Origin of the sequence: Micromonospora sp. NPDC000316 (genome assembly GCF_042898885.1) — a bacterium.
Classification (GTDB): domain Bacteria; phylum Actinomycetota; class Actinomycetes; order Mycobacteriales; family Micromonosporaceae; genus Micromonospora.
Genome location: NZ_JBIAZG010000011.1, coordinates 49273 through 62282 on the forward strand (window position 1 = coordinate 49273; position 13010 = coordinate 62282).

The 13010-nt window shown below is 69.7% G+C and carries 10 protein-coding genes; 4 read left to right on the forward strand and 6 right to left on the reverse strand.

All coding sequences use genetic code 11. The features are described 5' to 3' along the window. Window positions 1-123 precede the first annotated feature (123 nt). Window positions 124-1464, forward strand: coding sequence for a hypothetical protein (locus ACFY2Q_RS20985; protein WP_387132653.1), 1341 nt, complete (start codon window positions 124-126; stop codon window positions 1462-1464). Window positions 1465-1604: 140 nt separating this feature from the next. On the opposite strand, the gene ACFY2Q_RS20990 is transcribed toward ACFY2Q_RS20985, so the two are convergent. Then, window positions 1605-3188 (reverse strand): glycoside hydrolase family 43 protein, encoded by a 1584-nt coding sequence (locus ACFY2Q_RS20990; protein WP_387132654.1) that lies wholly within the window; start codon window positions 3186-3188, stop codon window positions 1605-1607. Between the two features lie 291 nt (window positions 3189-3479). On the opposite strand from ACFY2Q_RS20990, the gene ACFY2Q_RS20995 reads away from it, so the two are divergent. Further along, window positions 3480-4364 (forward strand): SGNH/GDSL hydrolase family protein, encoded by an 885-nt coding sequence (locus ACFY2Q_RS20995; RefSeq protein WP_387132657.1) that lies wholly within the window; start codon window positions 3480-3482, stop codon window positions 4362-4364. Between the two features lie 76 nt (window positions 4365-4440). On the opposite strand, the gene ACFY2Q_RS21000 is transcribed toward ACFY2Q_RS20995, so the two are convergent. The 4 genes from ACFY2Q_RS21000 to ACFY2Q_RS21015 are packed head-to-tail and all read right to left on the reverse strand — an operon-like array spanning window position 4441 to window position 8743. Further along, a complete protein-coding gene (locus ACFY2Q_RS21000; protein ID WP_387132660.1) occupies window positions 4441-5595 on the reverse strand; it encodes a serine hydrolase domain-containing protein in 1155 nt (384 codons plus the stop codon). 3 nt (window positions 5596-5598) lie between these two features. Continuing rightward, on the reverse strand, window positions 5599-6423 hold the full coding sequence (locus ACFY2Q_RS21005; RefSeq protein WP_357002157.1) for a carbohydrate ABC transporter permease: 825 nt from the start codon (window positions 6421-6423) through the stop codon (window positions 5599-5601). Further along, window positions 6420-7391 (reverse strand): carbohydrate ABC transporter permease, encoded by a 972-nt coding sequence (locus ACFY2Q_RS21010; RefSeq protein ID WP_387132661.1) that lies wholly within the window; start codon window positions 7389-7391, stop codon window positions 6420-6422. The genes ACFY2Q_RS21005 and ACFY2Q_RS21010 overlap by 4 nt, the downstream gene beginning before the upstream one ends. Next, complete coding sequence (locus tag ACFY2Q_RS21015) at window positions 7388-8743, reverse strand: ABC transporter substrate-binding protein (RefSeq protein WP_387132663.1); 1356 nt, start codon at window positions 8741-8743, stop codon at window positions 7388-7390. The genes ACFY2Q_RS21010 and ACFY2Q_RS21015 overlap by 4 nt, the downstream gene beginning before the upstream one ends. 360 nt (window positions 8744-9103) lie before the next feature. Here ACFY2Q_RS21015 and ACFY2Q_RS21020 point away from each other — a divergent pair, with 360 nt between their 5' ends. Together ACFY2Q_RS21020 and ACFY2Q_RS21025 are read left to right on the forward strand one after the other, a co-directional pair. Beyond that, window positions 9104-10129 (forward strand): LacI family DNA-binding transcriptional regulator, encoded by a 1026-nt coding sequence (locus tag ACFY2Q_RS21020; protein WP_387132665.1) that lies wholly within the window; start codon window positions 9104-9106, stop codon window positions 10127-10129. Between the two features lie 72 nt (window positions 10130-10201). Further along, window positions 10202-11155, forward strand: a complete 954-nt coding sequence (locus ACFY2Q_RS21025; protein ID WP_387132667.1) for a family 43 glycosylhydrolase — start codon at window positions 10202-10204, stop codon at window positions 11153-11155. A gap of 194 nt (window positions 11156-11349) precedes the next feature. On the opposite strand, the gene ACFY2Q_RS21030 is transcribed toward ACFY2Q_RS21025, so the two are convergent. Continuing rightward, complete coding sequence (locus ACFY2Q_RS21030; RefSeq protein WP_387132668.1) at window positions 11350-12996, reverse strand: glycoside hydrolase family 27 protein; 1647 nt, start codon at window positions 12994-12996, stop codon at window positions 11350-11352. Between the last annotated feature and the right edge of the window lie 14 nt (window positions 12997-13010).

The window sequence follows — 13010 nt, forward strand, 5'->3', positions numbered from 1 at the left end:
CTCGGTATTGACTCTCACCCGGAGCGGCAATCATGCTCTGCTAAATCAGTTTAGCGGGCACTCGCCCGTCCCTCTCTCGGCGTCGAACGCCAGAGACGGGTGCCCGCTCGAGAAAGGACTCGCATGAGACTGCGAAGAGGACTGGTCCCGCTTCTCGCCGCCCTCGTCCTGACCGTCGCCTCCGGCACCGCCTACGCCGCCACGGGCGGTGGCACCGGCCCGGCCCACGGCGGCGGAGACGGGATCCGCAGCATCACCCCCATCACCACGGTCTACACGTACGGCCAGAAGGTCTCCGCCGTGGCCATCGAGTACGGCGCGACGGTCAACCCCCGCACCCTCGACAACGCCACCTTCACGGTCGCCGACACCATCTACAACTTCCGCTTCAACCCGATCGAGGACCTGCCGAAGCTCGCCGACCGGACCATCACCCACACCTACACGAACGACGCGCCGAACACCCGGACCGACAAGCAGTCGGCACCCGGCCGGTACGTCATCGTGGAGCTGGACCCCGCCGACACCGGCGGCTGGACAGTCATCGTCTCCAAGTGCCCCACCTTCCTGTGCACAGTGAAGGTCAACCCCGAACTGCCGACCCGCGTCGTGCAGCGCAAGGACGTTCACGCGCAGCCCGGTAAGGGCGCCGGCAAGGGGCCGGTGCTCGCGAGGGCGACGCCGCGCGAGTCCCGCCCGGTCACCGAGAAGCCGGTCAACAAGCTGGTCGACGAGTTCACCTACGGCTCGTTCCTCAGTGGTGGAATGGTGCTGCCCTACCACTACCACCTGCCGAAGAACTACCAGCCCGGCCGCACGTACCCGCTGATGGTCGTCCTACCCGGGCACGGCATGGGTTGGGACGGCGACAACCTCGGCGTCCAGCTCGCCGCCGACATCCCGGCGACGGCGTGGCTGCAGTCCAGCTGGACCGGCAGCTCCGAGGACGTGATCGTCCTGGCGCCGCAGCATCAGCGGGTGGGTGGGCCCGCCGAGGCTGACCTGCTGGTGAAGCTGCTCGACCAGTTCGTCCGTCAGTTCCCCGTGGACACCCGCCGGGTGTACGCCACCACCGTCTCGTACGGCTCCCAGCTGCTGTGGGAGGCGTTCGCCAAGCGTCCGGGCCTGTTCGCGGGCGGGTTGGTGACGGGCGGCTTCCCCGTCAACGCCACGCAGGCCAACGCGATCGCCGCGGGCGAGGTGCCGGTCTGGATCACCCACGGTGAGCACGACCACCTGCTCAACGTCACTGGCGCGCGGAGCTCCTCCACGCTGCTGCGGCAGGCGTACCAGGCCCGGGGCAAGAGCCCGGAGCAGGCCGCGAACCTTGTCCGCTACACCGAGTACGCCGACTCGGCGTTCTCGCTGCCGGACTACCACGCGGCGTTCGGACCGACCTACGAGGACAGCAGCATCCTGCGCTGGCTGCTCGGCCAGACCAAGCCCGCCGGGGCTGGCGGCTGACACCCCGACAGGCGATGTGCGGCTCCCCGGGCGACGTCGCCCGGGGAGCCGCTGTCGTCGCGATCGGCGTGCGTCGTGCGCGCAACGGCCGGTGGCTCGGATGGGCTCGGGCGCGAGTCACGGCACCTGCGCGCTGATCGTCACCGGCAGCTCGGGCTGGGCGCGGTGGCCGCCTCGAAGGCCCAGGAGTCGATCTCGAAGAGTTCGGCTCCGGCCGGGCCACTGAAGGTGAAGTAGACGTCGTGCACGCCGCTGACGCCCGTCAACTCCGCGCGTACCTCGGCCCACCGACCGGCCGGGCTGTCGACCGCGATCGTGCCGACCACCGGACCGTCGACAACATCCAGCCGGACCTGGATCCGGGCGCCCGTGGCGAGGGCCCGCACCGTGGCCGTGACGCCGCGTGCACCGTCGTCGCCGAAGTCCACTGACGACAGCGCCGTCCAGTCGCCGTCCTGGATGTCGCGGACCACCAGGTTCGGTGCCGCGGCGTCGAACTGCGCGGAGGGGCGGTCGGCCTTCGAGGTCGCGACACCCTTGCTCCAACCGAAGGTCTCGGCCTCGAAGACGCGGTACGGGTCGAAGTGGCGGACCTGGTCCACACCGGCGTACGTGCCGACGACCTGCTCGATGGTGCCGTCCGGGCGGAAGGTCAACTCCTGGATGTGCGGGCTGCGGTAGCCCTGGGTGGTGTCGCCGTTGATGCGCTTGTTCAGCGTCGGGGCGTGGTAGGTGAAGTAGTACCGCCCCTCGAACTCGAACACCGACTGGTGGTTGTTGCCACCGGTGCCGGCGCCGAAGAACTGGGACTGGTTGGGGAACAGGACGCCGGCGTAGGTCTCCTTCGGCCACGACATCGGGTCGTCGGAGATCAGGTAGCCGATCTGGCCCGCGTCGGGGTAGCCGGGAATCGACTGCTGGCTGCCGCCGAAGTCGCTTCCGCCGAAGTGCGACGAGTACGAGAAGTAGTACCTTCCCCCGCGCGTGAACACATGGCCCGCCTCGAAGGCGACGGGGGCGTCGACCACCACTGCCGCCCCTTCGGTGGAGACCATGTCGTCGCCGAGTGCGATGACCCGGAGGTTCTTCGGGTTGTTGAAACGTTCGGCCGGCGGCATGCCCGTCGACGCGGGGCCGCCGCCGAAGTAGAGGTAGGGCCGGCCGTCGTCGTCCACGAAGGGCGTCGGGTCGAACTTCCAGGCGACGTCCTCGGCACCGGGGGTGCTGTCGTTGATCAACGTGCTCGTGCGCTCGCTGGTCCACGGGCCGAGCGGGGTGCTACCCGAGATCACGTTGGTGGAGTCGCCACTGTTGGCGTAGTAGAGGAAGAACTTCTCCTCGCCGTCGACCACCTTCCTGGCGATGCCGGGCGCCCACGAGTTCGCGGTGAAGGGTGCCACCCCGTCCGGGCCCGCGACCTGGATCTCGCCGTGGTCGGTCCAGTTCACCAGGTCCGTCGAGGAGATCACCGTGATCTGGTTGATGTCGCCGTAGTTGATCCCCGGTGAGACGCCGGTGACAGGGTCCGGGGCGTAGCCCTGGGTGTCGTTGGTCAGGTACAGGTACACCCGGCCGTCGTGCACGAAGCCGAAGCCGTCGGCACCGAACTTGTGCCCGATCAACGGGTTGTGCTCGCCCGGCAGTTTGCCGACGACCTCGATCGTCTTCGGTCGGGGTGGTGGCACGGCACCGGCCACCGCCACGTCATCCAGTGTCAAGTCCATAGGTGCGGCTCCGGGTCGGTCGAGGGGTGCTCGTCAACGGGGTCTCGCCGAACAGCCGCGCCGTGGGCGCGTTCCGCCCAGCCGGGATCGCGAACGTGAAGGCCATCGTGTTATCGCTCACATCGACTGTCAAGGGGACCGATGACACGTGCCCGAAGTATCCCCGTAACACCAGCGCGCCATCGCGCCAGAGCCATAGCCGACAATCTTTATGGACGAATGTCTATATTCGTGACGGCGTCATCGGGTGAGCATCTTGGCACCACCACCGCGATGCCTCTGGGAGGCGCCATGAACCGTCCCCTCCTGCGGGCAGCCCTCCGGCTGACCGCTCTCGCCGCGGCGACCGCCGGCGTGCTGCTCGCCGCCGCCGCACCCGCCACCGCCGCCGTACCCACCGGCCGCTACGTCGCACTCGGCGACTCGTACACCTCCGGGCCACTGATCCCCACCCAGGTCAACCTGAACTGCCTGCGGTCCAGCCGCAACTATCCGTCGCTTGTCGCCGCCTCCGCGGGCTCGTCGTCGTTCGTCGACGTGAGCTGCTCCGGTGCCACCACCGACGACATCCTCTACGGCGGCAGCGGCCAACTGGGCATCGCGACTCCACCGCAGATCAACGCGGTCACCTCGAACACCGCCCTGGTGACAGTGCAGATCGGCGGCAACGACATCGGCTTCGCGGGCATCATCGGGGACTGCGCGGAGGCGAGCCTCAGCAGTCCACTCGGGTCGCCATGCCGGGACCGCTACACGGCCGGGGGCACCGACCAGCTCCAGGCCAGGATCGCCGCCACGGCCCCGAAGGTGACGGCCGTGCACCAGGCGGCCCGCCGGGCCGCGCCCGGCGCGCGGGTCGTGGTGCTCGGCTACCCGGCGATCGTGCCGGACACCGGCTACGGCTGCTGGCCCGTCGTACCGGTCGCCTACCAGGACGTGCCGTACCTGCGGACCATCGAGAAGTCGCTCAACTCCATGCTGGCCCGCACGGCCGCCGCGAACGGCGCCACCTACTCCGACGTCTACACCCCGTCGATCGGCCGGGACGCGTGCAAGGGCAGCGGCACCCGCTGGGTCGAGGGTCTCGTACCGCAGAACTCGGCCGCTCCGTTCCACCCGAACGCCCGCGGCGAGCAGGGCATGGCCACCGCCCTGCTGGCCACGCTGAACAGCTGACCGCACGCACGTCCGCCACCGGCCCCGCCCACCACAGGGCGGGGCCGGTGGCATCGTGGTCGACGCGCGGATCGGGTCAGGCCGGAAGGCAGGAGCGGACGGCGGCGGTCAGCCGGTTGGCGCGCTCGTCGCCCGCCCCGTACATCTGGTTGACCACGTAGCCGAAACCCACCTCGTGCCGCGCATCGCCGAAGGCGAGGTTCCCGCCGGCGCCGTCGTGGCCGAAGCTGGCCTCGCCGAGCAGCGGCCGGGCCGGCGGCGAGTGCAGCAGGAAGCCGGTCCCCCAACGCTGCCCGGTGTCCGGCGGGCCGTGGCGCTGCTGGCCCCGCGAACGGACGACGATCGCGTCGTCCACGGACGCGGCACTCAGCAGCGGTCCGCCCCGGAGGTCGGACACGCAGGCCGCGTAGAGGCGCGCGAGGCCGTCGGCGGTGCTCACCGCGCCCGCGCCGGGGATGCCGGCGGCCTGGATGGCGGGGTCGTTGAAGCTGACCAGGCCGTCGGCGTCGGCGGGAAAGGCGAAGGCGCCGCCCATGGTGATGCCGCGTTCGGCGACGGGGTCGACGAACGGGTCGGCCTCCGGCGGTGGGGCCAGGTTCCAGGCGACGGTGTCGCGCTCGGACGCGGGAAGCCCGAGCCAGGTACGCAGAGCCAGCGGCTCCGCGACGGCGTCGCGGAAGAACGCGCCGGGCAGTTGCCCGGTGACACGGTGGATCACCTCGCCGACGAGCCACCCGTACGTCATCGCGTGGTAGCCGTGTGCCGTGCCCGGCTGCCACAGCGGGGCCTGCGCCTCGATCGCCTTGATGACCGGGTCCCAGGCGAGGGTCTCGTCGAGGGTCAGTGGTCGGTCCAGGGCGGGCAGGCCGGCCTGGTGCGTGAGCAGCCAGCGCACCGGAATGTGTTCCTTGCCGTGCTGGCCGAACTCCGGCCAGTACCGCATCACGGGCGCGTCGAGGTCGAGCCGGCCCTGCTGCGCCAACAGGTAGGCGCAGATCGCCAGGATCCCCTTGGTGCAGGAGAAGACGACCACCGGCGTGTCCGCCTCCCAGGGCCGTCCGGTGCGGGTGTCGGCCAGCCCGCCGTACAGGTCGACGACCTTGCGTCCCCGCACGTAGAGGGTGACCGCGGCGCCGACCTCACCCCGGGAGGCGAAGTTGTCGCGGAAGACGTCGGCGACGCGCCCGTAGCGGTCGTCGACGTCGCCGTGGATCTGCGGCTGCGTGGCCACTGCCTATCCCTTCACTGAGCCCTGGATCAGGGCCTTGATGAACTGTCGCTGGAAGATCAGGAACACGATGAGCGTCGGGGTGAGGATGAGCAGCGAGCCAGCGCACAGCAGCACCAGGTCGGTCCCCCACTGACCCTGGAACGCCCCCAGCGCGCCGGCCATCGTGCGTTTGGTGGCGTCGTCGACGAGGACGATGGCGAGCAGGAACTGGTTCCACGTCCAGAGGAACATCAGGATCGTCAGCGAGGCGATGGCCGGGCGGGCGAGCGGCACCTGGACCCGCCAGAACATCTGCCACGTGCTGGCGCCGTCCACCCTGGCTGCCTCGGACAACTCGACCGGCACGTTTGTGAAGTGCGCGCGCATCCAGAACACGGCGAACGGCATGTAGAGGCCGATCAGCGGCAGGATGATCGCCCACCGGGTGTTGAGCAGACCGAGGTCCTGCATCTGGTAGTAGAGCGGCGTGACCACGGCCTCGAAGGGCAGGGTCAGACCGAGCAGGAACAGCCCGAAGACGAACCGGCCGCCGGGCACCCGCAGCTGGCCGAGCCCGAACCCGGCCATGGTGGCGATGAGCACCGACACCGGCACGACGCCCGCCACGATGAGCAGGCTGGAGCGCAGCAGAGCGCCCATGTTGGCGGCGGTGAAGGCGTCGGCGAAGTTCCCCCACTGCGGGTCGGACGGCCACGCCAGGCCGCTGGGCACGGTGCCGCGCGGCTGCAACGCCGCCGACAGCATGCTCACGAACGGCAGCAGGGTGACGAGAATGAGGGCGATCAGGAACAGCCGGCCCGTCACCTGTTCACGTCGGCTCAGGTTCACGGCTTGTCCTCCCGGGTCAGGCGCTGGATCGGCAGCACGAACGCCAGCACCAGCGCCATCAGCACGACGGCCAGAGCCGAGGCCAGCCCGACCTGACGCTGTGAGAAGGCGAGGCGGTAGATCTCCAGACCGGGAACGGTGGTCTGGAGGCCGGGGCCGCCGCTTGTGGAGATGTAGACGATGTCGAAGCTGGCGAGCGCGGCGATGATCGTCACGGTGAGGCAGACGCCGATCTCCTGCCGCAGGCTGGGGAGGGTGACCGCGAGGAACTCACGGACCGGCCCGGCGCCGTCGAGGCGGGCTGCCTCGTAGAGCGCAGGATCGATCTTGCTCATGCCGGTGACAAGCAGGATCGTGCAGAGACCGAGCAGGACCCAGGCGCCGATCACGCCCACGGCCGGCAGCGCCGTGTCGAAGTCGCCGAGCCAGGCGCGGGCCAGGCCGCCCAGACCGACAGCGCGCAGCACCTGGTTGATCAGGCCGTTCGACGACAGCAGCCAGCTCCACGCGATGCCCGCCGCCACGAGTGGAATGACCTGTGGCAGGAACAGGATCGTCCGGACCACCGTCCCGAACGCTCCAGTGGTGATCCGGCGAACCACGCTCGCCACCAGCAGCCCGAGCGCCACCGGAATGAAGCTGAAGAAGACGATCAGGATGATCGCGTTTCCGATGATCTTCAGCAGGTCGCTGTCGGTGAACACGGTGAGGTAGTTGTCCAGCCCCGCCCAACGGGCCACGCCGACCCCGTTCCAGTCGTACAGCGAGTACTGGACGGTCAGGGCGAGAGGGCGCAGCACGAAGATCGCGTACATCACCAGGGCGGGCAGGACGTACAACCAGCCGGTCCCGGCCGCGCGGGCCCACCGACGTCGGTGGGCCCGCGGGGACGAGGGGTGGGCGGGACGATCCGGCGACGACACCGCGTCGTCCCGCCCGGTTGGTGCGCTGCCGAGGGCAGACGTCATCGGGACAGTTCCTTCTCGTACTCGGCCTGGACCGCCTTCACGTACCCCTCGGGCGTCTGCTGACCGGCGACCAGCTTCTGCATCTCGGGCGTGATCGCGGCGGCGAAGATGCCACCTGTCGCGTTCGCGGTGAAGTCGACAGCGCCGTTCTCGGCCCCGAGCTGCTGCGACGCCTTGAGCGTCTCGGCCAGGACGGTGTTCGGGGCGGCGGCCGGCACCGGAAGGTCGCTCGGGCCGCCCGGGCTGGAGCCGCCGACCGTGACCGCGATCTCGCGGGCCTTGGCGTTGGTGTGGACCCAGTTCAGGAAGTACGCGGCGGCGTCCGGGTTCTTGGCCTTGGCGGAGACGCCGAAGGTGTTCGGTGCGGACATCGCCACGTGCTTGCCGCCGGCGGACTCGGTGGGGAACAGGAAGAAGCCGACGTTGCCGGGCATCGCCTTGTCGAGGTTGGCCGACTCCCAGTCACCGTTGAACATGAACAGGCCGTTGCCCTTCTGGAACTCCCCCACCATGCCCGCGTAGTCCAGGGCGTTGGCGTCCTTCGGGAAGTAGCCGGCCTGGGCCCACTTCTGGATGGTCTGGGTGGCCTTCAGCGCGGCCGGGGTGTCGAAGGTGGCCCCCGGCTTCTGGAAGATCCAGTCGGCGACCTGGGTCGGGTCGCCGAACTGGTTCTGCAGCGCCTGGTGCGGGAAGTTGATGCCCGCGGTGTTCTTGTTGAACTGCATGATCGGCTGGACGCCGCCGGTCTTGGCCTTGGCGAGCAGCTCCTCGAACTCGGCCACCGTTGCCGGCGGCTGGGTCATGCCGACCTGCTCGGCCAGCTTCTTGTTGTAGAACACGCCTGTGACGCTGTAGCCGAGGCCCATCCCGTACAGCGACCCGGAGCCCCGGATGTTCTCGCCGACACGCAACTGCATCAGCTGCGAGGCCGGGAACTTGTCCCAGCCGTACGCGGTGAAGTACGGGTCGAGGTTCTTGAGCAGGCTGTCCTTCACCAGGTCGACCATCGTGGGCAGCCGGATGATGTCGGGCGAGTTGTCCGAGGCCATCACCCGCGGCGCGTTCTCCACGATCACCGTGAACTGGTCCTCGCGAATGTTGAACGTGACGTTCGAGTGCTGCTTGGAGAACTCGTCGGCCAGCGCCTTGGCCAGGGGGAAGCCGGTCTCCGCGTACATCTCCAGGGTGATCGGCGCGGTGCCGAGCTCGGTCTTGACGGCGGCGTCGGGTTCGGCGTTCGACGACCGGTCCGTGCCCGGTGCGCTACAGGCCGTCGCGGCCAGCCCGATGGCCAGCAGCGGCGCCAGGAGCAGCGCTCGACGTCGCGACAGTTTTGTCAGCAGTACTGCCATTTCAGGGCTCCTTGAATTCCTTCACGCGTCCCGCGACCGTGGCCGCGCGACGGCTCCACCGGGACCGCCGCAGTCAGCGGACCGACACGACGCGCACGTCGCGACCGGTCGCACCGCAGCGGCGCGCGTACCGTCACCAATGACCCTCAGTACGGCGACCAGAGCACGCAAAAGGTGGTCGCTAAACTGATTTAGCAGAGCATGCGCGTGAGGCGAGAAGCTGTCAAGGACCCCCCTGCAACGGTCTGGAAACATCGAGTTCACACCACTGCGGGCGGAACCGGGGCGGGCCCTCGGACGGCGACGCATCATGATGGGCGGGAGCGGTGCCTGTGGCACCGCGCCTGATTCGGAGGACTGATGGGCCGCAACAGAGCAACCCTGGCCGATGTCGCGCGGCGAGCTGGGCTGTCCAAGACCGCCGCGTCGATGGTGCTCAACGGCCGGGAGGGCACCCGACTGTCGGCCGAGGCGCACCAGCGCGTGTTCGCCGCCGCCGAGGAGCTCGGCTACCGGCCCAACCTCGCCGCGCGCAGCCTGCGTACCCGCAAGACGGCCACCATCGCCTTCGTCTCCGACATCGTCGCCACCACCCGCTTCGCCGGCGGCCTCATCCGCGGCGCCCTGGACGCGGCCCGGGAGCGGGACCACGTGCTGCTCATCACCGAGACGCAGGGCGACGCCACATTCGAGCAGTACGCCATCGAGGCCATGCTCGACCGGCAGGTCGACGGGGTGATCTACGCGGCGATGGCCACCCGACGGCTCACGGTGCCGCCGGCCATCCTCGGCGGCCCGGTGGTGTTGCTCAACGCCACCAGCTCCGACACCCTGCCGAGCGTCCTTCCCGACGACGAGCGGGCCGGTCGCTCCGTCGCCACCGCCCTGTTGGAGCACGGCCACCGCGAAGCGATCGCGCTCATCGGTCGCAACCGCCTCAAGGAGGGCGACCCCGAGGTCTCCCTCGCCGCCCGGGCACGTCTGCGCGGCATCCACCAGGCGCTCGGCGACGCGGGCGTCACCCTCCTGGCCGAGTGCTTCTGCACCGACTGGCTGCCCGAGCACGGCTACGCCGCGATGCGCGGGCTTCTGAACAGGCAGCAGCGGCCCAGCGCGGTCATCTGCATGAACGACCGGCTGGCCTTCGGCGCGTACCAGGCGCTCGGCGAGGCGGGGCTTACCGTCCCGGACGACATCTCGGTGATCTCGTTCGACGACGACCCGATCGCCGCCTGGCTGCGTCCCAGCCTGGCCACCACCGCGCTGCCCCACGAGCAGATGGGGCGGCGCGCGGTCGAGCTGCTCCTGGACGGCGGCGCCGCCGAGCCGACACTGGTCGGCATGCCCCTGCGCCGCCGCAAATCCCTCGCGCCTCCCGCTGGGTAGATTCGCCACGACGTGCGCCGACCGGCTGCGGGCCGTTTCCAGCTAAAACGGTTTAGTGCTAGGTTTCCGGCCATGCTTCGTCTAGCCGACCACTGGGTGTGGGACAGCTGGTACGCGCAGGACGACAACGGCCTCTGGCACATGTTCTTCCTGCGCGCGTCCCGCGCCCTGCACGACCCGCACCGCCGCCACCACCGCGCCACGATCGGCCACGCCGTCTCGACTGACCTGCGCTCCTGGCGGCTGGTGGCCGACGCCGTGGTCCCCGCCGACGCCCCCGCCTGGGACGACCTGGCGACGTGGACCGGGTGCACGGTCCGGGGCCCGGACGGACTGTGGTTCCTGTACTACACAGGCGTGAGCCGTGCCGAGGACGGCCTCGTCCAGCGCATCGGTCTGGCCGTCTCCGACGACCTGACCACCTGGCGCCGGTACGGCACCGACCCGATCGTGCAGGCCGACCCGACCTGGTACGAGCTGCTCGATCGAGACCTGTGGTACGAGCAGGCCTGGCGCGACCCGTGGGTGTTCCCCGACCCCGACGGCGAGGGCTGGCACATGCTCATCACGGCGCGCGCCAACACCGGGGCGGCGGACACCCGCGGCGTCGTCGGGCACGCCACCTCCGCCGACCTGGTCACCTGGACCGTCCAACCACCGCTGTCGACACCGGCCGGGTTCGGCCACCTGGAGGTCCCCCAGGTCGCGGTCATGGGCGGGCAGCCTCTGCTGCTCTTCTCCACCGACGCCAGCGCCAGCGCCCGCAGCGACGACCACCGGATCTGGGTGGTGCCCGGCGCGAGCGTCCGTGGCCCGTGGGACGTCGCGGCCGCCCAGCCGTTCACGCACCCGCACCTGTACGCGCCCCGGTTGGTGCCCGGCCCTGCCGACGACTGGTCACTTCTCGGGTTCCTCGACCAGGTCGACGGGACGTTCGTCGGCGAGATCACCGACCCCATTCCGGTGCGCTACCGAGCGTCGACAGGACTGACCGTGGACCCGGTGGAAACTGTCGCGACGCGCTGACGCCCGCGCCCCGTGTCGCCGGTTGGTCGGCAGACCGGGTTCTGGTCGGCGCGGCCGATCAGGCGCCGAGCGCGTCATGAGCGTGATTCCGCCCTGGCATCAAGATGCCGGAGCGGAATCACGCCTGTTGAGGTACCCGGGTGGGCCTACCAGGCAGGCGGGGAGGTCGTCACCCGGATCCGTGGATCACCCCTCTAGCGCTGGGTCCAGCGCTGGTTGGCCGCGCCTGTGCACGACCAGAGGATCACCGGCGTGCCGTTCGCTGTCGCGTTGTTGGACACGTCGAGGCACAGGCCCGACTGCGCCCCGCTGATCGTGCCGTTGGCGTTGACCGTCCAGCGTTGGTTAGCCCCGCCGTTGCAGTCCCAGATCTGGACCTTCACGCCCGCCGAGGCGTTCAGCGGGGCGTCCAGGCACTTGCCGAGCGACTGCAGGGTCTGGCCGTTCGCCGTCCAGCGCTGATTGGCTGCCCCGTTGCAGTCCCAGATCACCGGCTGGGTGCCGTTGGCGGTGTTGCTGTTGGGGACGTCCAGACAACGGCCCGAGGCGGCGCTGGCCAGCGCGCTCGACGTCGTCGGCGGCGGAGTGGTGGTGCCGCCGCCGGAGACCCGGTAGACCACCGTGCCGTGCGCCGGGACGCTTGCGGAGATGGCGCCGGTGCTGCTGGTGGTGGCGTTGGTCCAGGCGTCCACGAGCGTGAAGGAGCTGCCGGACTTGCCGATGGCGGCGGCCGTCGTCGAGATCGTCGTCGTCGAGCTGCCCTGGTTGAACAGGGCGACTGCCACGTCACCGCCTGCCAGCGGCTTGGCGAGAACCCGGCGGGTGCCGTCGAACGAGACCTGCGTGGCCTGCAGACCGAGCGAGTCCTGGTTGATGGCGATCAGGTTGCGGTTGGTCAGGATGCTCAGGGTCGCCGACGACATGGAGCGGACGTCGTTGCCGGCGATCAGCGGCGACGCCATGACCGCCCACATCGCGAAGTGGCTGCGCATCTCGGTGTCGTTCATGCCGCCCCGGCCGACCTCCATCATGTCCGGGTCGGTGAATCCGCCGGGCCGCGCGTACCGGGCCAGCGGGACGTTGACGTTGATGATGTTCTGGATCCCCATCGGGTAGCCGTTGGTCTGGCCGGTGTCCCACGCGTTGGTGATGTCCTCCGTGGTCCGCCACATGTTCGACACGTCGCTCCAGTCGCGCTGCGGACCGGTCTTGGCGTGGATGCTGTTGGGGTTGATGCTGTAGACGATCGGCCGGCCGGTCGCGGCAAGCGCGTCACGCATCTTCGCGAACGTGGTCACCTGCTCGTCGATGCTGCCGTTGGGCGAGCACCAGTCGTACTTGAGGAAGTCGACGCCCCAGGCGGCGAACTGCCGGGCGTCCTGCGCCTCGTGGCCCCGGCTGCCGGTCGCGCCGGGGTAGGAGCCGAAGTACTGGGCGCAGGTCTTGTCGACAGGCACCTGGTAGAGGCCGAACTTCAACCCTCGGGCGTGCAGATAGTCGCCGAGTGCCTTCATGCCACTGGGAAAGCGGGTCGGGTCGCCCTGGATGTTGCCGGAGCTGTCGCGGTTCGGGTTGAACCAGCAGTCGTCGACAACGACGTACTGGTAGCCGAGGTCGCGCATCCCACTGCTGACGATGGAGTCGGCCGTCTGCCGGATCAACGCCTCGTTGATGTTGCAGCCGAACGAGTTCCAGCTGTTCCACCCCATCGGTGGTGTCCGGGCGACGCCGTTCTCCAGCGCCTGGGCCATCGGGACGCGGATGCCCACCAGGACGGCGGCGAGCAGCAGCGCGGCCGCCGCCGCCCGCCCCCAGGTGCGGGCTCGGATGATTCGCTTCATGCGCAGGCCATCCT

What these genes read in the sequence shown, in the direction of transcription:
- ACFY2Q_RS20985 (WP_387132653.1), top strand. Translation starts at nt 124, where the DNA reads ATGAGACTGCGAAGAGGACTGGTCCCGCTTCTCGCCGCCCTCGTCCTG.
- ACFY2Q_RS20990 (WP_387132654.1), bottom strand. Translation starts at nt 3,188, where the DNA reads ATGGACTTGACACTGGATGACGTGGCGGTGGCCGGTGCCGTGCCACCA.
- ACFY2Q_RS20995 (WP_387132657.1), top strand. Translation starts at nt 3,480, where the DNA reads ATGAACCGTCCCCTCCTGCGGGCAGCCCTCCGGCTGACCGCTCTCGCC.
- ACFY2Q_RS21010 (WP_387132661.1), bottom strand. Translation starts at nt 7,391, where the DNA reads ATGACGTCTGCCCTCGGCAGCGCACCAACCGGGCGGGACGACGCGGTG.
- ACFY2Q_RS21015 (WP_387132663.1), bottom strand. Translation starts at nt 8,743, where the DNA reads ATGGCAGTACTGCTGACAAAACTGTCGCGACGTCGAGCGCTGCTCCTG.
- ACFY2Q_RS21020 (WP_387132665.1), top strand. Translation starts at nt 9,104, where the DNA reads ATGGGCCGCAACAGAGCAACCCTGGCCGATGTCGCGCGGCGAGCTGGG.
- ACFY2Q_RS21025 (WP_387132667.1), top strand. Translation starts at nt 10,202, where the DNA reads ATGCTTCGTCTAGCCGACCACTGGGTGTGGGACAGCTGGTACGCGCAG.
- ACFY2Q_RS21030 (WP_387132668.1), bottom strand. Translation starts at nt 12,996, where the DNA reads ATGAAGCGAATCATCCGAGCCCGCACCTGGGGGCGGGCGGCGGCGGCC.